Below are 23,832 nucleotides of genomic sequence, written 5' to 3'. Positions count from 1 at the left end.
CACGGGCGGCACCGAGCACTTTGCCGATGTCGAGGTAGCTGGTGGCCGGGGTGTCACCGCCCAGAGCGAACGCCTCATCCGCGGCGCGGACATGCGATGCGTCCCGGTCCGGGTCGGCGTAGACGGCCACGCTCGCGATCCCGGCGTCCCGGCAGGCCCGGGCCACGCGGACAGCGATTTCGCCACGGTTGGCGACGAGCACCTTGGTGACGCGGCCGGTGCGGTGGACCGTACGACCGGTCATGACGCCCACGCCCCCGGCGGGCGGAAACCGGCGCCGGGGTGCCGCCACACCGTCGGCGTCGGCGGGGCCTCCTCCTCCGGCTCCCCGGCACCGCCGGACAGGCGGGTGACGAGCAGGACGGTGAGTGCGGCCACCTCCTCCGCGGTCGGCGTGCCCCGGGTCACGCGCAGCCCGGCGGCGGCGAGATACCGGGTCGCGTCGGGCGGCGTGGCGGTCACAGGGGGAGGTTCCCGTGCTTGCGGCTGGGCAGTGCGGTCTGCTTGGCCCGCAGCATGGACAGCGCGTCGATGAGCCGGGCACGGGTGTGGACCGGGTCGATCACGTCGTCGACGAGGCCGCGCTCGGCCGCGTAGTAGGGGTGCATGAGTTCCGTCCGGTACTCCTTGATCCGCTGTGTGCGCATCGCCTCGGGGTCCTCGGCGAGGGCGATGTCCTTGCGGAAGATGACGTTCGCGGCGCCCTCCGCGCCCATCACGGCGATCTCGTTGGAGGGCCAGGCGAGGGTGATGTCCGCGCCGATGGAGCTGGAGTCCATCACGATGTAGGCGCCGCCGTAGGCCTTGCGCAGGATCAGCGAGACGCGGGGCACGGTGGCGTTGCAGTAGGCGTAGAGGAGCTTTGCGCCGTGGCGGATGACACCGCCGTGTTCCTGTTCCACGCCGGGCAGGAAGCCGGGGACGTCGACCAGGGTGACCAGCGGGATGCTGAAGGCGTCGCAGAACTGGACGAAGCGCGCGGCCTTCTCGGAGGCGTGGATGTCGAGGACACCGGCCAGGGTGGCCGGCTGGTTGGCGACGATGCCGACGACCTGGCCGCCGAGCCGGGTCAGGGCGCAGACGACGTTGGTGGCCCACTGGGAGTGCACCTCGAAGTACTCGCCGTGGTCGACGATCTCGGCGATGACCTCGCGGATGTCGTAGGAGGCGTTGGGCCGGGAGGGGACGAGGTCGAGCAGGCGCTCGCAGGCGCGGTCGGCGGGGTCCTCGAGATCGCCGGCCGGGGCGAGTTCACGGTTGTTGGAGGGCAGGAGGGACAGCAGGTGGCGCACGTCCTCCAGGCACTCGGTCTCGTCGTCGTAGGCGAATCCGGCCACGCCGGACAGGGCGGCGTGGCTGTCGGCGCCGCCGAGGTGTTCGTGACTGACGTGTTCGCCGGTGACCGCCTGGACGACGTCGGGGCCGGTGATGAACATCTGCGCGGTGCCGCGCACCATGAAGACGAAGTCGGTCAGCGCCGGGGAGTACGCGGCGCCGCCCGCGCACGGGCCGAGGATCACCGAGATCTGCGGGATGACTCCGGAGTTGCGGACGTTGCGGCTGAAGATGCCGCCGTATCCGGCCAGGGCGGTGACGCCCTCCTGGATGCGGGCGCCGGCGCCGTCGCACAGGCCGACCAGCGGGGCGCCGGCCGCCTGGGCGAGGTCCATCAGCTTGTGGATCTTCTGGGCGTGGGCCTCGCCGAGGGCGCCGCCGAAGATGCGGAAGTCGTGGGCGTAGGCGAAGACGGTACGGCCGTGCACCAGGCCCCAGCCGGTGATCACGCCGTCGGTGTAGGGCTTCTTGTACTCCAGTCCGAAGCCGGTCGCCCGGTGCCGGCGCAGGCCCTCGACCTCGGTGAAGGTGCCCGGGTCGAAGAGCAGGTCGAGGCGTTCGCGCGCGGTGAGTTTGCCCTTGGCGTGCTGGGCCTCGGTGGCCTTCTCGCTGGGGCCCCGGGTGACCTGGCGCCGCAGGGCGCCCAGTTCGGCCGCGCGTTCACGCAACGAGGCGTGGCGTACGTCGTCCTGGAGGGCCGTCGGCGGTGGCGCGGCGGCGGGGAGCGGGGTCGCGGGGACGGTGTCCGGGATCGCGGCAGGGATCGCGGACCGTTCCTCGATGACGCTCATGCAGACCTCTTTCGACGCGGTGGATCCCGGCTCGGGGACGCGGCCTCGAGAGGGTCAGCGGGTGGCCTAAAGGCGGGCTTGCGCGTGGGCGGCCGGATCGCTGTCCGGGGCGGCCGGTGCGGGTCGGCGGTGCAGTACGGCGAGTCCGGCCAGGGCGGCCAGGGCGGGCAGCAGGGTCATTCCGGCCACGACTCCGGCGTGGGCGGTGGTGCTCTGACGGGCGGCGTGGCCGGTGCCGGAGGAGACGTATCCGGTGGCCTCCAGGGCGAGGGCGTACAGGAAGGGGCCCACGGCCAGACCGAGCGACTCGGCCGCGCCGAACAGGCCCGACAGGGTGCCGGCCGGGTGTCCGGTGCGGTCGGCATCGGCGCAGCGCTCGGCGAGCAGGGCGTACAGCAGGAGGAGCTGGCCGGCGTGGCCGGTGCCGGCGGCGAACACGGCGAGGGGCGCTGCGGCGGGCAGGGCGGGTGTCACCGCGAGCAGCAGGCAGCCTGCGACGAAGACGGCGGTGGCCTGGCGGAAGGCGGCGCGGTGGCCGGTGCGGGCGCTGCGGCGGGTCCACCACGGGGTGGTGAGGAGATTGGGCAGGACGAACGCGGCGACCAGGACGGAGGTCATGTCCTTGTGGCCCAGGGCGTGTTCGGCGAAGTAGGGGCCGCCCGCGAGGAGGCAGCCGGTGGCTGTGACCTCCAGGGCGGTGCAGACGACGAGGGCGGCGAAGCGGGGGGTGGTGCGCAGGAGGGTCCAGGGGCGTGGGACGGGGGCTGAAGTGGCGGCGGCGGGTACGGAGGTTTCCGGGCGGGTGGAGCGGGGTGGTGGGGCGGCTGTCATACGGACGGCGATGGTGGCCGCCGCCATCACGGTGGCGCCGAACAGGCCGGCCCAGCGGTAGCCGGTGAGGCCGCCTCCGGTGGCGGTGACGAGGGCCGGGGCGGCGGCTCCGGCGGTCAGGGCGGCGACGGCTATGCCCGCCACACGGGCGGCGACCAGACTCGTACGGGCCTCGGGATCGGCGGCGAGTTCGCCGGGCAGTGCGGCGTAGGAGGCGTGGAAGAAGGCGAAGGCCGTGGCGGCGAGGGTGAGGGCCAGGGTCGCCCAGAGGGCGCCGACGGTGCCATGGGCGACTCCGGCGAAGGTCAGGGCGAAGGCAAGGGCGGTCGCCGTGCCGCCGGCCGTGAGGTGGGCGCGGCGGATGCCGGGACGGCGGGCGCGGTCGCCGAGCCGGCCCGCCCAGGGGGTGGCCAGCACGTCCCACGCCTTGGGGAGCAGTACGGCCGCGCCCGCGGCCACGGCGGGTATGCCGAGGGTGTCGGTCAGGTACGGCAGCAGGAGCAGACCGGGCAGCGTGGTGAAGACGCCGGTCACCGCGGATCCGCAGGCATAACCGACCCGACTCCGCACACGGAGGGCAGGGGACACGTCTGTTTCTCCCTACACACGGGGGTACAGCCGAGAACGTGTTCCGATCATGGGAACCATGCGGTCGAACGCCAGTCGGGAATTTCCCTGGCATCGGGCCCCGGCCAGCTTGTCGTGAACCGTGTCCGGTGCGGCCGTGCCCGGCCTGCCCGGTTCGGGAGCTGAGCCTTGCCTAAGTAAGAAGCGGGCAAGAGCCGCGTGAGACTCAAGGAAGACTCAAGCGATCCTCGAGTGATCCTTGAGCGATCCTCAGGCGGAAGAGGAATCCCGGCGCGCCGACAGTGGATTGCCCGTGCTTTACCGCTGACATACCCCTGCTTTGCTCAACTTGGCGGCGCGTCGCGCGCGCTGGAATTCCCCGTCACCGCACCTCGCCCCACCTGCACTTCCTGCCATGCAGACAGCGGCCAGCGGGGACCGCTTGGCGCGCGCGCGAGCGTGGGTGAGCCTGCACGCAGCCAGCGACGAAGGAGGCCCCGTGCCGCATGGGCCGACCGGGCGGCCGGGCCGGACTGCCCGGACGGATCCGCGTGCCCGCGAACTCGCCTTTCTCGTCGAGGAGTTGCACCGGGCTCGCGGGCGGGCCGGGATCGTGCGGCTGTCGGGGGAACCCTGGATCGGCAAGACCCGTCTGGCACGTCGGCTGGCCCGGGAGGCGGTACGCCAGGAGTGGGCCGTGGCCTGGGGCCGAGCGGCGGGCGGGGAGGGGCCGGGGCGGCCCTTCCACGCGCTGGTGGACGCGCTCGACGACCGGCTGGCCGCGCTGGAGCCCGGGGTGCTGCGCCGGCTCGGGGCGTCGCGGGTCCGCCGGCTGGCCGAGGTCTTCCCCGCACTCGGTGCCGAGGCTGTGCCGGGGCCGGAAGACCTCGACGTGTACGCGGTGTCGCGGGCGGTGCGGGCTCTGCTGGAGGAACTCGCCGGGCGGGAAGGGCTGTTGCTGGTCCTGGACGACGCGCACCGGGCGGGGCCCGAGGTCGCGGAGTTCGCCGAGCACCTCCTGCGGCGGCCGCCGGCCGGCGCGGTGCTCACGCTGCTCGTCCATCGCGGTGGCGGGCCGGGCGCCCGACGGCTCACGGCGCTCGCGCACGGGGACGACGGCGTACGTGACGTCGTGCTGCGGCCCCTGCCGCGGACCGAGGCGGAGACGCTGCTGCCCGCCGGGCTCGCCCCGCTGCGCCGGGAGCTGGTCCTGCGGGACTCCGCGGGGGTGCCGGGGCTGCTGCGGGCACTGTCGGCCGACGGCGGCCCGGAGGAGGAGTGGGGTGTGCACAGCGGCCTCGAGCTGACCCGGGGGGACTCCCCGTCGTCGGCGCTGCCGACGGTGGCGCCCGCGCTGGATCTGCGGGTGCTGTCCCCGCTCGCCCGGCGGACCGCCGCGGTCGCGGCGGTCGTGGGGGACCCGTTCACCGTGGAACTGGTGGCCGGCGCGGGCCGGCTGGCCGCCGGGGACGTGCTTCGAGCGGTGGACGAGCTGTACGGCGAGGGGCTGCTCCGGCCCGACGCCCGGGCAGGCCGGTACCGGTTCGCGCGGCCCGCGGTGCGGACGCTGGTGCAGCGGGCGGCGGGCGCCGCGTTCCGCGTGACGGTGCGCGAGGGTGCGGTGGCCGTACTGCGGGCCGCGGGTGCCGGGGGTGAGCCGCTGCTCGGCGCGCTGCTGGAGGCCGCACCGGCGTTGACGGCCGAGGACGCCGGGCTGCTCGCACGGCAGGCGCACGCCACACTGTTCGTCCAGCCCGCCCGGGCGGCCCGGATGGCCCGCCGTGCGGCCGAGCAGCCCGACGCCCCGCTCGGCGTACGGCTGCTGCTGTGTCAGGCGCTGGTGCTCAGCGGGCGGCTCGTCGAGGCGGTGGGCGAGTACGCGCGAGTGGCCGTGCCGGTTCCGGGCGCGACGGAGGGACGGGGAAACCGGTGGCCGGCGGCGGAGAACCGGGCGGCATCGGACAGTCCGGCGAAACAGGCCCCGGACGCGGCCGGCGGGCACGCGGGACGAACGCGGGCGCAGTTCCCGCCCGCGGCGGGCTTTCCTGGCGGCCGCGGCGACGTCGCCGGTCGGGCCGAGGCCGCCGTGTGGCGGGCGCGGGCCCTGCGGTTGCTTGGGGTGCGGCGGCAGGCCTGGGACGTGTTGCGAGCGGTGCCGGGGGAAGGGCGCGACGCCGTTCCGGAGGTGGACGCGGAACTCGCCGCGCTGTTGCTGGAGTCGGGGCGGGCGGCGCGCGGTGCCGCCGCGGCCGTCGCGCGGCGCCTGGCGCGGCGGGTGCCGGTCGAGGAGGTCGGCATGCGGGGACACGCCCTGGCGCTGCTGGCCGCCGCGGGCGGCGGGGAGGCGGCCCGGGAGGCCGAGCTGCTGCTCGCCGGGCTCGGCCCGGAGCGGTCGGCGCCGCACGTGGAGGCGTGGCGCTGGCTGGGCGAGGCCGCCGCGACGGCCGGTGACGCGGCCCGGGCCCGGCGCTGCTTCCAGTACGGCTTCGAGCTGGCTCTGCGGCACGCCCAGGGCCATTTGCTGGGCCGGTTCGCGCTCGGGCTGGGACAGGCCTGCCTGGACACCGGAGACGCGGTCGCCGCGGTGATTCACGCCCATTTTGCGTCCGCGGAATTCGAGCGGCTCACCGCCCCCGACTTCACAGCCATTGCACAGGAAATCGCAAAACGCGCCGACCGGGCGGCGGCGAAGGATTCGGAAGGTGATCGAATAGCTCTACTCAGCGCCCGGGAGCGAGAAATAGCGCTGCTTATCGGACCGGGCCTGACGAACCAGCAGATTGCCGTGCGACTCAATATCAGCGTGAAGACGGTGGAAACTCATATGGCCCGGATATTCCGGAAAATGGGGGCGACATCCCGGGCCCAGGTCACTTATCTCCTGTCGGTCCCGCCCGAATAAAGATCGCCCCGCCCTCGGTATTGGGACCGAGGGCGGGGCGGCGGGAGGCGTCCACCGGCGGGGGATCCGGTGTGCCTCACGGAACTCATTGTTCCAGGCGTGTCTTGCGAAGGGCTAAAGCCCGCCCCGCCCACGCGCGAACGAGCGGACCGGATCGATCCGGTCCGCTCTGATGCGCGGGGACGCCCGACGGGCGGGGCCTAGCCCCACTGGTCGTCTCCCGGGGTGTCCGGTGTCCCGGCATTCAAGACCGACGCGGTGACCGCAGCATGCGGAATACGAGCCTCCGTCATGTCCGATCCCAGTGCGGCGAGGATTCCCGCCGCGGTCAGAAGTCCGGCTGTCGCGAATCGCAGCACCTTGCCCATGTCTACCCCCAAGTTCGACAGTTGGCGTGCGGTACGACTGCAATGCTGGCCGACCCCGGTTTTCCACCCAAGGCATTCCTGGTGTCGTAAAGTTGCCTGACAAGAAGTTCTCGGGACGCGGGAAGTGAGCCTGCAATGTCTGAAAGCGCCCTCTCTGACGGCGGTTTCGCCATGCTGGATGATGCCGAGGCAAGCGCGTACCGCAATGCAGTGCTGCTGGGGCGCTTTGTACGCGAGGAGATGGCGACCACCCTCGGGGTCTCGCTGGAAAAGGCGGCCGCCATCGAGGAGCGGCTGAAGGCGCTCAGCCTGCTGCGTTCCCTTCCCGGCGAGCCGGAGGTGCTGCTGCCGGTGAGCCCCGACGCGGCGGTGGCCGATCTGGTGGGGGAAACCGAGGACCGCATCCGTGACCTGCAACGGACGGTCGCCGAGGTGCGCGACCAGATGGGTACCCTGCGCTCGACGTACTTCGAGAGCAGACAGCAGCGCAATCAGGCCGAGGCCTTCGACGTCATCAGTGACATCGACGCGTTACAGGCCATGCTGGACGAGCAGGGCGAACGCTGCCGCCTGGAGATGCTCACCGCGCAGCCCGGCGGGGCCCGCCCCTCCAACCTCCTGGCCAACGCCCGCCCCAAGGTCCTGGAACGGCTGCGGCGCGGGGTGCGGATCCGGCACCTCTACCAGCACACCGCGCGCAGCGATCTGGCCACCACCGCCTACGTCCAGGCGGTGACCCGGCACGGGGCGGAGGTGCGCACCACCGACGAGCTGATCGACCGGATCGTCATCTACGACCGGGAGGTGGTGTTCCTGCCCGAGCAGCACGTGGACGGCCGGGTGCCCGGGGCGGTGGTGGTGCGCGAGCCGACGCTGGTGGCCTTCCTGTGCCGGGTCTACGAGCACCTCTGGGACGGGGCCACGCAGTTCGACCCCGGCGCCGAGGACGGTGCCGAGATCACCGACGACCTGAAGCGGTCCATCGTCAAGCTCATGGCCCAGGGGTACAAGGACGAGCTGGTGGCACGCCGGCTGGGCATGTCGGTGCGCACCTGCCGCCGGTACATCTCACAGATCATGCTGAGTGTCGACGCCACCAGCCGTTTCCAGGCCGGGGTCAACATCGCGCTGATCGGACTGCTCGACGGCCAGTAGCCCTCCCCCGTACGGCGGACCGGCGCCACTGTCTGCCAGTCCACAACGTGCCAGCGCCCGAACCTGGTTCGGGCCGCCGGCCACCCGGCACGCTGGAGCGCCTACTGTCGCAAGGCGGCCGGATCCCGGCCGGGGAGGGTGAGCCGATGAGCAACTCCGCGCCCGTGCCGGCCCCACGCGGCCGCACCGGCCGCCACCTGGTGCACCGGCCGCACTCCTTCGACCCGCTGGCCGTGGACACCCCCGCCGACCGGGTGCAGGAGTTCGTGCTCGCCGGTGAACTGCCCGCAGGACACCCGTTGTTCGGGGACGGTCCCGGGCACTTCCACGACGCGCAGGCCGCGCTGGCGATGGTCCGTCAGGTCAGCGAGGGCATCGGGCAGGGCCACTTCGGCATCCCGGCGGACCGGGTCGGCGTCTTCTACCGGTTCGGCCTGGACATCGGCGACGTCGGCGCCTGGCGCCGGCACGGCGGGCCCGGCACGCTGGCGGTGACCATGCGGGTGCGGCCGGACAAGGTGATCTCCGGGATCCCGCGAGCCCTGGAGTTCGGCACCCGGCTGGAGATCGACGGGATCCCGGCGGGCACCGGATCCGCGAGCCTGCTCTTCCTCGCGCCGCTGCTGCACCGCAGCCACCGTGAGCACAGCCGGGCCACCGCGCTCGCCTCCGCCGGACAGGACACACAGGCGGCCGGACACGGCGGCGCGCACCGCCCGGCGGAGCCGGACACCGCCGCCCCGGCCGGCCCCGGGGCCGCCGAGGTGGGGCGGTCGACGCCCGGCAACGTCCTGCTGCGGGAGCCCCTGACCGTCGACGGCAGCCGGCTGTCCGTCGCGGTCCGTCCCCCGCACACCTGGCCGGCCGTGGTGGCACAGGAGGACGGCGTCCCCGCCCCGGCGCTCCTGCTCGAAGTACTGCGCCAGACCGCGCTGCTGGCCGCGCACCGGCTGCGCGGCCTGGACCCCCGGCACAGCACGCCGGCGGCGCTGCACACGCACTTCCGCGGATACGCCGAGCCCGACCTGCCGCTGCGCTGCGTCGCGGTGGCCCAGGACGCCGGGCAGGACGCCCTGGGGCGGCCGCTGGTGCCGCTGACGCTGACGCTGACCCAGGCGGGCCGGGCCGTGACGGAGGCGACCGTGTCAGTGGTCGAGGACCTGTGACCACTGAGCGCTGCCGGTGTCCAGCGCTTCCTGGATGGCGGCGGCCGCCTCGGCGTCGAGCATCGTGGTGATCTCGGTGTCCAGGGTGCGGCCCAGACCGGAGTCGTAGACAGCGATGCTGATCACGAACGCGGTGCCGCCGCTGTCCAGGGCGACCGTGCGCAGCGCCCACTCCTCGCCGGTGCCGGCCGTGCCGTCCGGGCGGTTGACCTGGGTGGGCCGGTTGTCCGGGCCGAAGCCGAACTCGGTGAAGCGGAACTGGATGCCCTGGCCGATCGCCTTGCTGTAGGCCTCCTTGAGGGTCCACAGGCGGACCAGGCTGGGGTTGCGCTCCGGTTCGGGCAGCTCCGACAGCAGCAGCCGCTCGTGCGGGGTGCAGATGTGCCGGTCCAGGCCGCGGGCGTAGATGCTGCGGTCGGCGCGCTCGGCGTCGACGCCGATCAGTCCGCGGGTGGTCAGGCCCACCAGCAGCAGGTTGTCGGTGTGGCTGAGGCTGATGTCGATCTGGTCGCAGCCGCGCAGGTACGGCCGTCCGGTCGGCCCGTAGGCCAGTTCCAGGTCGGTCGCCTCGGCGCGCAGCGCGGCGGCGGCCGCGTGTTTGAGCAGCCGCCGCGAGGCCGCGTACCGGCCGCGGATGTCGGGGTGTTCGATGTCCCGGTAACGCGACCAGTCGCGGCCCAGCACCGCCCGCAGCGCGGGGCCGTCCATGCCGCCGGGCCGCCAGTCGTCGAGGTGCCCGTGGACCACGGCCGTGCCGTACTCGCGCAGGTCGTCGTGGACCAGCGACCAGTCGGTACCCTCCGCCGTCACGGCGATCAGGTCGCCGCCCGCCGCGTTCATCGTGTGTCTGTCCCGTCGTCCGGCCCGTCGCTGGTGACCAGTGCGTGGATCTCGCGCAGGCTGCGGGTCTGGAGCAGGCTGCCGACCGGGACGCTGCGGCCCGTCTCGCGTTCCAGCAGCGTCAGCAGGCGCAGCAGGTGCACCGAGTCCCACTCGGGCAGCAGGTCGAAGTCCGCCGCGGCCTGGTCCTCGGTCAGGTCCAGGCCGAGTTCGTCGCGTACCGCGTCGAGGAAGCCCGCGAGGTCGGCCGTACGGTCACGGCTCATCCGTGTCTCCTTCGAAGTCGGCCCGCACGGTCAGGTGCCCGGGTACGGCGGGGATCTCGGCGAGGTCGTGCCGGAAGAGCAGTTCCTCGCCGTCCTGAGCGGCGGCCGGTGCGGCGGGGGTGTCGGCGGCGTCGTGGGCGTCGGAGGCGTCCGCGACGAAGCCGAGCGAGGGGTAGAAGTTGCGGGAGCGCCCGTTGCTGCGGGTGGGGCGGAAGCGGCCGCGGACCGCGGACAGGCCCCGGGCGCGGGCGTGCGAGAGGACCGCGGTCATGCAGCCGTGTTCGATGCCGCGGGCCAGGGCCCGGCAGCTGAGCAGCATGTTGTCGATGTGCAGTCCGTCCGTGGCGTCGCGGGCGAAGACGGCCCCGACCAGGCCGCTGTCGCCGTACCGGTCGCTCACCCGCACCGCCAGCAGCCGCCGCTCCGGATCGGCGCACAGCTCGGAGATGCTCTCCGGCGGGACGCGCTCGCCGGTGAGGTTGAACTGGTTGGTGCGCAGCGACAGTTGGGACATGCGGTGGAGTTCGGCCGGGCGGGGCGGCGAGATGCGGACGACGACGTCCAGCTCCCGGAGGTACTCATCGTAGGAGTCGGCCGTCTCGCGCAGCCGGGCCCGGGCGGCGTTGGCCCGGTACTGGCCGGTGCGGCCCCGGTCGTCGTCGGTGACGAACGGGGTGTCGAACCAGCCGTCGGCGAGCAGCCGGCCGACGTGCCGGGCCGGTTCGGTGCCCAGCGGGACGACGGGGGTGCCCGGCAGGCGGTGACGTATCAGGGCGCGCTCGGCGGGGTTGTCGTCGGCGAACACCAGGGCGTCGGTGGCGATGCCCAGCTCGGCGGCGATGGTGCGCAGGGCGGTGTCCTTGGGGTCCCAGCCGGCCTGGACGCCCACGAAGTCGTCGGCGCGCAGGATCAGGTCGGGGTGGTCGCGCAGCACGGCGTGGACCGGGGCGGGGTCGTTCTTGCTGCTGACGGAGAGCAGGACGCCTTGGCCGGCGAGCTGTTTGGCGACCCGCTGGACGGCGGCGTACGGCTCGCCGCGCAGGGTGGGGCCGCAGTCGATGCCCTCGGGACCGTCCTCGCTCAGCACCCCGTGCCACAGCGTGTGGTCGAGGTCGAGGACCAGGCACTTCTTGCCCATGCCGATCCGGGCGCGCAGCACGTGCACGGCCTCGCGGGCGAACGCGGCGAACAGGGCGGGGGCGAAGGCGCTGCGGGTGTAGAGGGCGAGGCGGGGGTCGGTGGCCGGGCCGGTCTCGGCGACCAGCGGGTCCAGGTCGACGACGGCGAGGGCGGGGTGGGCGGCGGTCAGCCGCAGCAGGCGGGCGTTGAACTCCCGCCACACGGCGCCGAGTTCGGCGCGCTGCCGCTGGTCGACCAGCTGGTGGGTGAGATGGCGGGGCAGCGGCAGCGTGTTGAGCACCAGGGCACCCGTGCCGCGGGTGTCGTGCGCGGCGACGACGGCCTCGAGCCGCCGCAGGAGCCGGGCACAGGCCTGTTCGGCGTCGGCGGCGGTCCACGGCAGCGGGAGCTGTTCGGCCACGGCGTCGGCGCCGAGCACGCACACCGTCAGGTCGGGTCGGCAGCCGCGTAGCTCGCTGCCGGGGTCGGTGAGGTCGCGCAGGTAGGCGCCGTGGTCGCCGGTGACCAGGCGGGCGAGCAGTCCGTGCCGGGCCAGTTCGGCGACCAGCGGGTCGGTCAGCTGGGCGGTGCTGGAGTGCCCGGTGAGGGCCACGGTGACGGTGGGGGTGTCCGGGTGGTGGGCGAGGACGTCCTCGGGCCGCAGCCGGGCCAGCAGGCCGCCGCAGCGGGTCAGGTCGTCGGCGGTCCGCTCCTGCGGCTGGTCGCCCGCGTCGGTGAGCCGGGCCAGGAGGGGGGCCACCTCGGGGTAGTCGGCGGCCAGCCGTCCGGCGGCGTGCAGGGCACGGAGTTCGGCGAGCGCGTCGGTCATCGGGGCACCTCCGGGGAGGCGGGGACACCGCGCGGGATGCGGAGCCCCGGCGATACCCCGGCACCCGACCCGGCAGCGGCACGCGCGGTGCGCAGGCCCTCGGAGGCACCGGGCCAGGAGACACGCCCCAGGGACGCAGCGGTACCGGGTGGGGTCTGCGTACCTGGGGAGCCGGGCGCCTGCCGGGTGGTGGCGTGTGCGGCTCCGGGGGAGGTGGTCGTGGGGGTCGGGTGGGGCTCTGGGAAGTGGGTGGTCATCGGTTCGGCTCCCCTTCCCTGAGGGTGCCGGGCCGTTCCAGGGCCAGGCCTGCCTTGATCCACTTGCTGGACTCGACGACCACGGAGACGGCGCGCTCCCCCGGGGCCAGTCGGGTCAGCAGGCGGTCGAGCTGGAGGAGCGGCAGGGCGTTGCCGGTGTTGCCGGTGTCGCGCACGCAGGACACCTCACGGGTGGTGGGCGGCAGTCCGAGCCCGGCCACGATGCGTTCGGTCATGTGGCCGGACAGCTGGGGCGGCAGCAGATGGTCGACGTCCTGCGGCTGCCAGCCGGCCGTGTGCAGCAGTTCCCACACGATCTCGCCGGCCAGGGCGGGCACCACTTCCTCGATGGTCCGGTAGTCCTCGTGGAGCATCTGCCGGTCCGGGCGGGGCGGGACGGCCCCGTGCCAGCCGACGACCTGGCCCGGCGGGCGGCCCTGTCCGGTGAAGCGGTGCAGCAGCGCGCGCACCGCGACCGCGTCGTCGTGCGGGTCGGCGGTGACCACGGCGGCCCCGGCTCCGTCGCCGAACAGGACGTAGTTGACCAGCTCCTGGGTGGCCAGCGCGGTCGCGTCCCGTCCGGCCTCCAGGAACCGGTCGGTGACGTCCCCCGCGACGACGAGCCCGGTGCGGTGGCCGCCGGCGAGCAGCGCGCGGGCCACGTCGAGGGCCTGTACGGCGCCGGAGCAGCCGGCCTGGATCTGGTAGGTGGGCAGGTGGTTGAGGCCCAGCCGGTCCGCGGTCTCGTTGGCCGTGGTGGGCAGCAGCGAGTCCGGGGTCGCGGTCGCCAGGACCAGGAAGTCCAGCTCGGCCGGGCCCAGGCCGGCGGCGGCCAGCGCCCGGGCGGCGGACTCGGCGCACAGGTCGGTCAGGGTGTGGGTGACCTTCCCGGTGGCCAGGTCCCAGCCGAAGTGGCGGGTGCGGGTGCCGACGAACAGGTCGATCCACTCCTCGCTGATCCCGAACGCGGTGCTCAGCTCGGCGTTGCCCACGGGGTCGCCGGGCAGCGCGGTGCCGGTGCCCGCGAGGTGCATGGGCGTGGTGTTCCCGGTCATGCCGTGACCTCCACCGTGGTCATCTCCCGCACCCGTGCGGCGAGGGTGCCCACCGATCGCAGGGCGGGCAGCAGTTGCTGCACGGTCAGGCCCGCGGTCTGCGGCAGCCGCTGCTCGATCCGGTCCTTGAGCTGCATGATCATCACGGAGTCGAAGCCGAGGTCCTCGTAGAACCGTGCCTGGGCGTTGACCTGTTCGCGCGGGTACTCGCCGACTTCCACGACGGCCTCGACGACGGCGTCCAGTACGGGGTCGTGGGCGGCGGCCACGGAGGGCGCCGACGGCTGCGGCTGCGCGGCGGGGCCGGCGGCGGGGGTGGCCGGGGTGGCCGGCGCGGGTGCCGGGGCCGTCTGCCAGAAGCGCCGGGCGTCGGAGAAGACGTACGGGGCGAGCCGTTCGGTGCGCCGGTGCGAGGGCTCGTACAGGGCGTCCCAGCACGGCTCCACACCGCTGAGGTACAGCCCGCCGAGGGCCTCGGCGAGTTCGGCGGCGCCGGCGGACCGGCCCGAGGCCGGGTGCAGCAGCCGGACGCCCGGCGGCAGGTCGGAGCGTTCGGCCAGGCCCAGCAGGTGCGCGGCGGGGCCGATCTCGACCAGGCAGGTCGGGGCGGCCTCGGCCATCAGGGCGGCGAACGCGTCGGCGAACCGCACCGGTTCGACGGCGAGTCCGGCCCAGTACGCGGTGTCCAGGACCTCCTCGCCGAGCATGCGGCCGTGCCGGGCGGAGGCCAGCGCGATCCGGGGCCGGCCGGGAGTGAACGTCCGGGGGCCGGCGGCGAGGCGGTCGGCGACGGCTGCGGCCACCGGGCCGTGGCCGGGGTGCGCGGTCCGCAGCCGGCGGGTGAGCAGCCCGCGTTCCGCCAGTGTCCCGGCGGCCGCGTCGAGGGATCCCGTGGGGCCGGTGACGACGGTGTCCCGGGGTCCGTCGACGGCGGCCACGCACAGGTCCGGGTGGTCGGCGAGCACGTCCGCGATCTCCTCGCGCGTGCCGCGCACGGCGAGCATCCCGCCGTCCGGCAGCCCGGACGCGGCCTCGGCGTGCGCGGCGACCAGGCGGGCGGCGTCGGGCAGCGCGAGGGCGCCCGCGGCGACGGCGGCCGGGTACTCGCCGATGCCGTGGCCGAGCACGGCGTCGGGTACGACGCCCAGGTCGGCCAGGGTCCGGGTGAGGGCGTAGGCGACCGCGAACAGGGCGGGTTGCGCCCACCGGGTGAGGTGCACCCCGGGGTTTTCGTCGAGGACGAGGTCGCGCACCGAGTCGCCGGTGTACGGGCGCAGCGCGTCGTCGGCGTCGTCCAGGTGGCGCCGGTAGTGCGGGGACTCGCGGTAGAGGGCGGCGGTCATGCCGGGCTCCTGGCAGCCCTGCCCGGAGTACAGGAAGGCCACCACCGGGGGGCGCCAGGCGCGGTCGGCGACGGAGGCGCGCAGTTGTTCGTCGTCGGCGGCCCGGCGCAGCGCGTCGGCGAGCCGGTCGGTGTCACGGGCGGTGAACGCGGCCCGGTAGGGCAGGCCGGTCTTGACCTTGTTGCTGGTCCAGCACACGGCGGCGGCGTCGCCGCGTGGCCGCCGGGCGAGGGTCTCGGCTTGCGCGGCCAGGTTGCGGCGCAGCGCCTCCGGGGTGTCGCCGGAGACCGTGAACACCCCGGCGGCGGCCGGTCCGCGCTCGGCGGGGCGCGGCAGCCGGGGGCCGGTGGCGAGCACGGCGTGGGCGTTGGTGCCGCCCATGCCGAAGCTGCTGACCGCGGCCAGCACCTCACCGGCGGGCAGCCGCACGGGCGCCTTGAGCAGGGTCAGGCCTCGCTCGGCGAGCCGGAGTTGTGGGTTCTCGCGGTTCGCGAAGCGGCTGGCGGGAACGATGCGGTGGTGCAGGGCCAGCGCGGTCTTGATCAGGCCGGCGATGCCCGCGGCGCCCTCGGTGTGGCCGATGTTGCCCTTCACCGAGCCGATGGCGCACGGCTGTTCCCTGGGCACCGCGTGCACCTCGCCCAGGGCCGCGCACTCGATGATGTCGCCGAGGGTGGTGCCGGTGCCGTGCGCCTCCACGAAGCGGATCTGTTCCGCGCCGACGCCGGCGCGCCGGTAGGCGGCGGCGACCACGTCCCGCTGGGACCAGCGGCTGGGCGCGGTGACGCCGTTGCTGCGGCCGTCCTGGTTGACGGCGGTGCCGCGGATGACGGCGTAGACGCGCTGGTGGTCGGCGAGCGCGTCCTCGAGGCGGCGCAGCACCACCACGCCGGCGCCGTCGCTGCGGCCGATGCCGTCGGCGTCCAGGCTGAACGGCTTGCACCGGCCGTCGGGGGCGGCGAGCCCCATCTGCCGGTAGACCAGGCCGAGCGCGGGGGTGAGCACGAGGTTGACGCCGGCGGCCAGCGCGGTGGAGCACTCGCCGGCCAGCAGCGAGTTGACCGCCAGGTGGACGGCGACCAGGGAGGACGAGCAGGCGGTGTCCACCGCGAGGCTGGGGCCCTTGAGGTCGAGGTGGTAGGAGATCCGGTTGGCGGTCATGCCCGCGCTGCTGCCGGCGCCCAGTTGCGGGGTGACCCGCGCGTAGTCGCCCATGTGCAGTTGGGCCCACTCGCTGCCCATCACGCCGACGAACACGCCGGTGTCGCTGTCGGCGAGTGAGGACGGGGAGCGGCCGGAGTCCTCCAGGGCCCGCCAGGCGCACTGGAGCAGGATCCGCTGCTGCGGGTCCATGGCGGCGGCCTCGCGGGGCGCGATGGTGAAGAAGTCGTTGTCGAAGACGGCGGCGTCGTCGACGAAGCCGCCGTGCACGTCCGCGTCGAAGCCGGGGCCGCCGCGGTCGGCGGGCAGCGGGCCGATCGCGTCGCCCTGGCGCATCAGCAGGTCCCAGTACGCCTCGATGCCGTGGGCCGCGGGGAAGACGCAGTCCAGCCCCACCACGGCCACGGGGTTCACCGCTGCCGCCCGTTCGCCGGGTCCGCGCCGCGGGCCGCCAGGTGGACGGCGAGGTCGGACACCGTGGGGTGGTCCCAGGCCAGTGACGCTTCGACGGTGATGCCGAACTCGTCCTCGATGTCGCCGCACAGGCTGAGCGCGCACACCGAGTCCATGCCGTATTCGGCCAGCGGCACGGTCGGATCGATGTTCTCTGGCAGCCGGTCCAGGTAGACCGCCAGGTGGGTGGTCAGCCACTGGTGCAGCGGGGCCTCACTGTGCCGCGGCGGGGAGAGGGTCATCCCTGAAGGCTCCTTGTCCTGATGCTCTGGGCCCCTCAGCCCTGGAGCGGTGTGTTGTACAGGTCGAAGCTGCGCCGGTCTCCGTAGCGGGCCAGGACTTCCTGGTGGATCCGCGCGGTGCACTCGGCCGGCAGGCCCACGGCGGGGGTGCCCAGCCGCTGGGCGATGCGGTGCAGGGCGGCGGCCGCCCAGGACGGGTCGGCCAGGAAGGGGTCGGGGCCGCCGCGGTTGTGCCACCACACGCCCAGGACGCAGGCGGCGGCGAGCAGCAGCACGTAGCGGTCGGTCAGGGCGAACCAGGCCGGGCCGACCGGCCGGGCGGGGTCCGGTGGCGGCAGCGCGAGCACCCGGCCGCGCAGTTCGAACAGCTCGGCCGTCATCTGCCCGGCCAGATCGCGCAGGGCGCGTTCGACCGGACTGGCGCCGGGCAGCGATCCGGCCGCCGCCAGGAGCGTGGCGCTGACGCTGTCCCGGCCGCAGGCCAGCGCCAGCCGGCCGTAGTCGAAGGGCGGCATGGGGGCGCCCGGCCGGAACAGCGCGGCGGGCGCCTCGGCGCCGGTGAACCAGGAGGCCTCGGCGAGCGTCCGCAGCTGCGGGATGATCGTCGCCTGGCAGGCGACGGTGCCGGCGTGGCCGAGGCTGACCACCGGCACGTCCCGGAGGTGCTTCTGGAAGACGCCCACGGTGCCCTCTCGGGCGTAGATCCGGGAGCCGAGCACGGTCGCCAGGTCGTACATCGTGTCGCTGAGCACCCGGGGCAGCAGCAGTTTGACCGCCGAGGAGTACACGCTGGTCTCGGCGGGCAGCAGGTGCAGCGCCCGGGTGGCGACCACCGCCAGGCAGTCGTAGAGCAGCAGGTTGACGAAGGCTCCGGCGAGCGTGGTGGCGGTGTGCTGCGGGTCGGCGGGGGCGAGCCCGGACCGGCCGGGGCCCTGGGTGCGGTCGACCAGGACGGCGACGCGCAGCGCGGTGTCCACGGCCGCGGAGGACAGGGAGGCCATGAGAGTGCGGCTGACCTGGAAGGAGCGCAGGGCGGTCACCACACCGCTGCCGAGCGGGCCGAGCAGCGTGTCGTCCGGGACGACGCAGCCGTCGAGTTCGACGCCGGCGAAGTAGCAGCCGCGCAGGCCCAGGGCGGCCGGGCGGCGGGTGACCCGGTAGCGGCCGGCTGGCAGGGTGTGCGGGTCCAGCAGGAGTGCCGAGTGGCAGCCGGTGAGGCCCTCGGAGGCGGTACGGCAGAACAGCACCAGGGCGTCGGCGCGGTGCAGGTTGTTGACGACCGGTTTGCCGCCGGTGATGGACAGGGCGCCGGGGAGCACCTCGGCGCGCACCTGGCTGCGCACGAAGTCGTTGGTGTGGGCGGTCTCGTGCTGGGCGATGGCCGCCTTGGAGCCGCCGAGCAGCAGGCCGGCCAGCCAGTGCCGCTGGGCCTCGCTGCCGTGCATCCACACGTCGGAGGCGGCCATGAAGGTGGTCATGCCGTAGCCGGCGCCGAGAGAGACGTCGCGGCGGAAGACCGGGCGCATCACCCGCAGCAGGGTCTCCGCCGAGTCGAAGCGGCCGCCCAGGTCCCTCGGTACGAACTCGAGGTTCATGCCGAAGTCGTCGAGGAGCGCCTCGGCGTCGGCGGACAGCACGGCACGGCGGTCGGCCCGGAGCAGGGCCCCGTAGCCGACCGGGTTGCCGGCGTCGGCCGGGTCGCCGAGGAGCCGTTCCAGGCGGGCGACACGGGCGGGGGTGTCGTTCACCGGGGTCTCGGGCCGGTCGGGGCGGTCGAGCAGCGCGGTGTTCACCACGAGGTGCTCCGTGCCGGGTCGCCCGACGGGACGGTGGCGGGCTGGGTCAGCGCGCGGACGGCCGGGTCGAGGACCTCGTAGAGCGGGGAGAGCTGGCCGTGCAGGAACAGCCGGCGCATCAGGGTGCGCTGGATCTTGCCGCTGGTGGTGCGGCGCAGGGTTCCGGGGCGGACCAGTGTGATGTTGGCGGCCGGTACGTCGAAGTTCTGGCCGACCAGCGACTGGATCCGGCGGGCCAGCGCGCGCAGGCGTTCGGTGTCCGCACGGGGTGCGCGGACCTCGTGCACGACGACGAGTTGCTCGCGGTCGGCGTCGACGGTGAACACCGCGCCGTGTCCGGCGCCGAGCGCGGGGCTGAGGTCGCGGATGGCCCACTCCACGTCCTGCGGGTAGATGTTGCGCCCGTTGAGGATGATGACCTCCTTCAGGCGCCCGGTGATGTACAGCTCGCCGTCCTGCACGGCGCCGAGGTCACCGGTGCGCAGGAAGCCGCCGGGGGCTTCGGGTGGCGCGGTGACGGGAGGGGCCGGGGGTGGGGCGGTGCTGGTGGTGGCGGGGGGTACGGCGGTGGCCGCGGGACGGTGAGCGGCCGCGTGGCCGGGCATGGCGCCGGTGACGCCGAGCACGGGGCAGCGGCCGGCGCCGGCGGCGCCGAAGACGGGGTGGGGGATGCGAGGGGTGGCGGGCGCGTCGTGGGGCGTACCGTCCGGGCGCGTGGCCCCGGGGGCCGCGTCGGCGGCCTGGGGTGCCGTGGGCCGGGTGGCCGGCTTCGCGTCGAGCGCCGTACCGGGCGTGCCGCCCTCGGCATCCGACGCTGCGGACGCGTCACCCGACGCCCCGCCGGTGCCCGCGGGGGACACCGCGGTCTGCGCCGCGGACGCCGTGGCCGGCTGCGCGTCGAGCGCCGTACCGGGCGTGCCGCCCTCGGCACCCGGCGCTGCGTGCAGGGCGTCCGGTTCCCGGTCGAGCCCCGCACGGGACTCCGTGAGCGTGGCGTGGAAGGTCCGGGCCGACTCCAGGGGCTGGCGCCAGTAGCCCTGGGCGATGCTGTCGCCGCGGAGCCATATCTCGCCGACGCGGCCGGCGGGCAGTTCCCGGCCGGCGACCGGGTCCACGATGCGTACGTCGAAGTCGGGCGCCCGGCCGTTGCCGACCAGGGTGCGGGTGGCCGCGCCGGGGCGGGGGGCGCGCAGTTCGTCCTGTTCCAGGGCGGCGGCGTCCACGGTCAGCCGGCGGCCGGCCACGCCGGGTTCGCCGCCGGAGACGACCAGGGTGGCCTCGGCCAGGCCGTAGCCGGGGTAGAGGCTCTCGGCGCGCAGTCCGGCGGGGGCGAAGCGGCGGGCGAAGGCGTCCAGGGTCGCCGCGCGCACCGGTTCGGCTCCGCACAGTGCCAGTCGCCAGCTGGTGAGGTCGAGTTCGGCGAGCTGGGCGTCGGTGACGCGGCGGGTGCACAGGTCGTAGCAGAAGTTGGGGCCGCCGCCCACGGTCAGGCCGTACTCGCCGATCGAGCGCAGCCAGCTGATGGGCCGTTTGATGAAGGAGACCGACGGCAGCTGGACGCAGAAGGTGCCGAGCCACAGCGGGTGCAGCACGTGCGCGATGAGACCCATGTCGTGGTAGTGCGGCAGCCAGCTGGTGAAGCGGTCGGCGGCGGAGGTGCCCAGGAGGTGCTGGAGTGCCTCCTGGTTGGCCAGCAGGTTGCGGTGGGTGACCATCACGCCGCGTGGCCTGCTGGTCGAGCCGGAGGTGTACTGGAGGAAGGCGAGGTCGTCCGGGCCGGTGCGTGGGGCGCGCCAGGCGGCGGGGTCGGCCTCGTCGAGGTCCGTCGCCAGACAAACCGTTTCTCCACGGCCGGAGACGGCCAGCCACAGCGAGGTGTCCGCCGCGTGCTCGGCGTCGGTCAGCACCAGTCGGGCCCCGGTGTCCTTCAGGATCCCGGACACCCGCTGGAGCCGCTCTCCCCGGTCCCCCGGCAACGGGGCGGGCACGGCGACCGCACCCGCGTACAGGCAGCCGGCGAACCCGACGAGGAACTCCGGCCCCTGCGGGTACAGCAGCAGCACGGGCTGGCCCTGGGCGCCGTGTTCGCGCAGCCGGACCGCCAAGGCGCGGGCCCGGCGGTCGAGTTCGGCGTACGTGAGGTGCCGGGCTCCGCCGGGATCGCTCAGGAACACCTGGGCGTCCGCGGCGCCGAGCGCGTCGGCGCGGTCCCGGAGCAGTTCGGTGAAAGTGATGGATGCAGCGGTCAAGGTCGGCCCCCTCGTGGCGCTTTCGTTACGGGGCACACGACGCCCCTCCTGCCGCCAAGGCCTGCCCATGCTCGGTTCGCGCCCTAAAGTGCCGCTTGCGATACGGCAACCGGTCCTGGGGAATTAGGGGTACGCCTGTCCGAATTTAGGGGGTGGCCGCGACCTACAGTTGGGGGCACGGAGCCGTTCGGGCCCCGGCCTCCCGTCGGCCCCCTCGTGCGCGGGCCGACGGCGTCCGGCGGGTCCCGTCCACCGCTCGAGCGGTACCAACGGGCTCCGTCGAGCCGGCGTACGACGGCGCCGGGCGCGGACCGGCTGCCGGGAACCCGGCCGCACGGCCCGCCCGGCGACCGCGTGATTGCCGAAGAAGGCGGGGGAACATGCGTTTTCGGATACTGGGTCCACTGGAAGTCACCTCGCCCGGGACGGCCGTACCGGTCACACCCCGGGCCGCGAAGATCCGCGCGGTGCTCGCCACCCTCCTGGTGCGGGCCAACGAGGTCGTCTCGGTCGACAGCCTCATCGACGAACTGTGGGGGGAGAACCCCCCGCGCACCGCGACGACCACGCTCCAGGTCTACATCTCGCAGCTGCGCAAGCTGCTGCACGCCGCCGATCCCGAGTACGGACGGGACACGCTGGTCACCCGGCCGCCCGGGTACGCGCTGTACCTCGATCCGGCGCAGCTGGACCTGACGGTGTTCGAGGAGCTGCACCACAGCGGCCGGGAGGCGCTGCTGCGCGGCGAACACGCGGCCGCGGCCGATCTCCAGAGCCGGGCGCTGGCCCTGTGGCGGGCGCCGCTGGCCTCCGACACCCCGCACGGCGCGCTGCTGGCCAGGACCGCCGTACGGCTGGCCGAGGTGCGCACCGCCGCCCTCGAGCAGCGCTTCCGGGCCGAACTCCAGCTCGGCGGCCATCAGAACCTGGTCGGCGAACTCCAGGCCACCGTCGCCGAGATGCCCATGCGGGAAGAGTTCCACGCACTGCTGATGGTGGCCCTGTACCGCACCGGACGGCAGGCGGACGCGCTGCGGGTCTTCACCCAGCTGCGCCAGGCGCTGGTGGAGGAGCTGGCCATCGAGCCGGGCCGCCGCCTCCAGCAGCTCCAGCAGCGGATCCTGGCCGGCGACCCCGAGCTGTTGCGGCCGGCCGCGCAGGAGGCCGCGCGGACCGAGCCCGCGGCGCCGGCCGGCGGGTCCGCCTCCGCGCAGGTCCGGCTGCCCGGGCAGGCGCTGGACCGGCTGCCCGCCCGGGACCCGGTGTTCGTCGGGCGCACCGAGGAACTGGAGCGGCTCGGCTCACTGTTGCGTGACGTCCCGGCCGGCGGCTGCGTCGCGGTCACCGGTGCGGCGGGCTCCGGCAAGACCGCGCTGGCCGTTGCCGCCGCGCACGAGCTGAGCGGCCTCTTCCCGGACGGCCGGGTCTTCCTGGAGCTGGGCGGGCCCGGCCCGGCGGATCCGACGGAGGCGCTGACGGCACTGCTGCGCCGGTTCGGGGTGTCCGGGCCGCTGCCGCCGCAGGAGGCCGAGCTGCGCCGCATCCTGAACCGGCTGACCAGGGACCGGCGGATGCTGCTGGTCCTGGACGGGGCCGTCTCCCCGGTGCAGGTGCGGTCGCTGCTGCCGGACACCGCGGGCAGCACCGCACTGCTGACCTGCCGGCGGACTCCGGAGGAGCTGACCGGCCGGGTGCTGGAACTGGACGTGCTGCCCCAGGCGGAGGCGCGTCGGCTGTTCACCGCGGCGGCGGGCCGGCTGGTCCCGCGGCGCGGCGGCGAGGCGGCGGTGCGGGAGATCGCCGCGCTGTGCGGGGGGCTGCCGCTGGCACTGCGGGCGGCGGCCGCCCGACTGGCCTCCCGCCCGCACTGGGGCCTGGAGATGCTGGCCGCCCGGCTGCGCGAGGAGCCGCGGCGGCTGGCGGAGCTGACGGCCGCGGCCCCCGGCTTCCACGACCGGCTGCGCTCCTCCTACGAGGAGGCGCCGCCGGCGCTGCGGCGCGACTTCCGGCTGCTGGGTCTGGTGCCCTCCGGTCCGTTCGGGGCGCAGACGGCGGCCGCGGTGCTCGGCGAGGACATCGTCAAGACCGAGGAGGTGCTGCGGCAGCTGACCGAGGCGCGGCTCGCGAGCCGGGTGCCCGACGGGCCCGCCCGGGGCGCCCATCGGCTGCCCGGGCTGTGGCGGTTGCTGGCCCTGGAGTGTCTGGCCGCCGAGACGCCGGCCGAGGAGGCGCGGGCGGCCACCGCCCGGCTGGCGGCGGCATGCGTCGCGCAGGCCGCCGCGGCCGACGGGGCCGCCGAGGTGGACGGGCTGCATCCGCTGGAGTGGTTCGCCGAGCGGCAGGACGGTCTGGTGGCCGTCGTACGGCGCTGTCACGCGGCCGGGCTGTGGGCCGAGGCCGTGGAGCTGGCGGACGCGCTGACCGGGCTGCTGGAGGCGCGGGCCGCCTGGGAGGCGTGGGAGGCCTGCCACACCCTGGCGCTGGACGCGGCGCGCCGGCGGGAGGACCTGGCGGCCGAGGCCCGGCTGCTGCGGTCGCTGGGCGACCTCGCCTGGCAGCGGCGGCGGCTGGACCGGGCGGCCGAGTACTACGAGCGGGCACTGCTGACGGCCGACGCGGCACCGGCGGCCGCCGAACGCGGCCGGGCCCTGGTCGGCCTCGCCGATCTCCAGCTCGACGCCGGCGGGCTGGAGGGCGCGGCGGCCCTGCTCCCGCCCGCGCTGGACGCCGCGGGCGACGATCCGCGCGGCCGCTATGAGGCGCACCGCGTGTGGGGCCTGCTGGCCCTGGAGACCGACGGCCCCACGGCGGCCCGGCCCCACTTCGCCGAGTGCCACGACCTGGCGGCCGGCCTGCGCGACCGCCGGTTGCAGTCGTACGCCGACCGGTGGCTGGAGCGGGTACGGGGGGCGGAGGGCCGGCCCGCGGGATGGTCGGAGGTGCGGCCGGGGGTGTGGCGGCTGGAGGGCTGCGAGGTGTGAGGACGGTCCGGACGCGCCGGGCCCGTTCCGCCGGGCCAGCCGTCGGGCTGGCCTCGCTTTAGCGGGGGGCGCGTTGATGCGGGGCGGGTTCCGGACGCTCGACGGTGGGCGTCCGGGCTCGGTCTT

16 protein-coding genes are annotated in these 23,832 nt (G+C 74.7%); 4 read left to right on the top strand and 12 right to left on the bottom strand.

The window, feature by feature from the left end; translation table 11 throughout:
* From ACWGJM_RS42305 to ACWGJM_RS42290, 4 genes are all read right to left on the bottom strand, one after another.
* Nucleotides 1-244: biotin carboxylase N-terminal domain-containing protein (locus ACWGJM_RS42305; protein ID WP_453417086.1), on the bottom strand; the 244-nt coding region annotated here is incomplete at its 3' end.
* The gene (locus ACWGJM_RS42300) at nucleotides 241-462 is read right to left on the bottom strand and encodes an acyl-CoA carboxylase epsilon subunit (RefSeq protein WP_453417085.1); all 222 of its coding nucleotides are present in this window, start codon (nucleotides 460-462) and stop codon (nucleotides 241-243) included. The genes ACWGJM_RS42300 and ACWGJM_RS42305, both read right to left, overlap by 4 nt.
* Nucleotides 459-2,126, bottom strand: coding sequence for an acyl-CoA carboxylase subunit beta (locus ACWGJM_RS42295; RefSeq protein ID WP_453417084.1), 1,668 nt, complete (start codon nucleotides 2,124-2,126; stop codon nucleotides 459-461). Before ACWGJM_RS42295 ends, ACWGJM_RS42300 begins: the two co-directional genes overlap by 4 nt.
* Nucleotides 2,127-2,192: 66 nt before the next feature.
* Nucleotides 2,193-3,527, bottom strand: a complete 1,335-nt coding sequence (locus ACWGJM_RS42290) for an MFS transporter (RefSeq protein ID WP_453417087.1) — start codon at nucleotides 3,525-3,527, stop codon at nucleotides 2,193-2,195.
* A 496-nt stretch (nucleotides 3,528-4,023) separates the two neighbouring features.
* Between ACWGJM_RS42290 and ACWGJM_RS42285 the strand changes: the two genes are divergently transcribed.
* The 3 genes from ACWGJM_RS42285 to ACWGJM_RS42275 all read left to right on the top strand — a co-directional run bounded on the left by ACWGJM_RS42285 (nucleotide 4,024) and on the right by ACWGJM_RS42275 (nucleotide 9,115).
* Nucleotides 4,024-6,426, top strand: a complete 2,403-nt coding sequence (locus ACWGJM_RS42285) for a LuxR C-terminal-related transcriptional regulator (protein WP_453417083.1) — start codon at nucleotides 4,024-4,026, stop codon at nucleotides 6,424-6,426.
* A gap of 503 nt (nucleotides 6,427-6,929) precedes the next feature.
* Nucleotides 6,930-7,949, top strand: a complete 1,020-nt coding sequence (locus ACWGJM_RS42280; protein WP_453417082.1) for a hypothetical protein — start codon at nucleotides 6,930-6,932, stop codon at nucleotides 7,947-7,949.
* Nucleotides 7,950-8,095: 146 nt separating this feature from the next.
* Nucleotides 8,096-9,115 (top strand): AfsA-related hotdog domain-containing protein, encoded by a 1,020-nt coding sequence (locus tag ACWGJM_RS42275; RefSeq protein ID WP_453417081.1) that lies wholly within the window; start codon nucleotides 8,096-8,098, stop codon nucleotides 9,113-9,115.
* Here the strand turns inward: ACWGJM_RS42275 and ACWGJM_RS42270 are convergent.
* The 8 genes from ACWGJM_RS42270 to ACWGJM_RS42235 all read right to left on the bottom strand — a co-directional run bounded on the left by ACWGJM_RS42270 (nucleotide 9,095) and on the right by ACWGJM_RS42235 (nucleotide 20,725).
* The gene (locus ACWGJM_RS42270; RefSeq protein WP_453417080.1) at nucleotides 9,095-9,955 is read right to left on the bottom strand and encodes a 4'-phosphopantetheinyl transferase family protein; all 861 of its coding nucleotides are present in this window, start codon (nucleotides 9,953-9,955) and stop codon (nucleotides 9,095-9,097) included. The two genes, ACWGJM_RS42275 and ACWGJM_RS42270, sit on opposite strands and share 21 nt — an antisense overlap.
* Complete coding sequence (locus ACWGJM_RS42265) at nucleotides 9,952-10,221, bottom strand: phosphopantetheine-binding protein (RefSeq protein WP_453417079.1); 270 nt, start codon at nucleotides 10,219-10,221, stop codon at nucleotides 9,952-9,954. The genes ACWGJM_RS42270 and ACWGJM_RS42265 overlap by 4 nt, the downstream gene beginning before the upstream one ends.
* Entirely contained in the window at nucleotides 10,211-12,169 is a 1,959-nt protein-coding gene (locus ACWGJM_RS42260) for an HAD-IIIC family phosphatase (protein ID WP_453417078.1), read from the bottom strand. Before ACWGJM_RS42260 ends, ACWGJM_RS42265 begins: the two co-directional genes overlap by 11 nt.
* 253 nt (nucleotides 12,170-12,422) lie before the next feature.
* Complete coding sequence (locus ACWGJM_RS42255; protein ID WP_453417077.1) at nucleotides 12,423-13,481, bottom strand: 3-oxoacyl-[acyl-carrier-protein] synthase III C-terminal domain-containing protein; 1,059 nt, start codon at nucleotides 13,479-13,481, stop codon at nucleotides 12,423-12,425.
* Nucleotides 13,478-16,399: a type I polyketide synthase gene (locus ACWGJM_RS42250; RefSeq protein WP_453417076.1), complete on the bottom strand. Its 2,922-nt coding sequence runs from the start codon at nucleotides 16,397-16,399 to the stop codon at nucleotides 13,478-13,480. Before ACWGJM_RS42250 ends, ACWGJM_RS42255 begins: the two co-directional genes overlap by 4 nt.
* Nucleotides 16,396-16,680 carry an acyl carrier protein gene (locus tag ACWGJM_RS42245; RefSeq protein ID WP_453417075.1) on the bottom strand — a complete coding sequence of 95 codons (285 nt, stop codon included), beginning with the start codon at nucleotides 16,678-16,680 and terminating at the stop codon, nucleotides 16,396-16,398. Before ACWGJM_RS42245 ends, ACWGJM_RS42250 begins: the two co-directional genes overlap by 4 nt.
* A gap of 35 nt (nucleotides 16,681-16,715) precedes the next feature.
* Nucleotides 16,716-18,476, bottom strand: a complete 1,761-nt coding sequence (locus ACWGJM_RS42240) for an acyl-CoA dehydrogenase (RefSeq protein WP_453417074.1) — start codon at nucleotides 18,474-18,476, stop codon at nucleotides 16,716-16,718.
* Nucleotides 18,470-20,725, bottom strand: coding sequence for an AMP-binding protein (locus tag ACWGJM_RS42235; RefSeq protein ID WP_453417073.1), 2,256 nt, complete (start codon nucleotides 20,723-20,725; stop codon nucleotides 18,470-18,472). Before ACWGJM_RS42235 ends, ACWGJM_RS42240 begins: the two co-directional genes overlap by 7 nt.
* A gap of 380 nt (nucleotides 20,726-21,105) precedes the next feature.
* Between ACWGJM_RS42235 and ACWGJM_RS42230 the strand changes: the two genes are divergently transcribed.
* Complete coding sequence (locus ACWGJM_RS42230; protein WP_453417072.1) at nucleotides 21,106-23,706, top strand: BTAD domain-containing putative transcriptional regulator; 2,601 nt, start codon at nucleotides 21,106-21,108, stop codon at nucleotides 23,704-23,706.
* Nucleotides 23,707-23,832 lie beyond the last annotated feature (126 nt).

The organism is Streptomyces sp. NPDC054834 (genome assembly GCF_053611185.1).
Note: the sequence above shows the minus strand (reverse complement) of the source record. Positions and strands in the feature narration are given on the sequence as shown.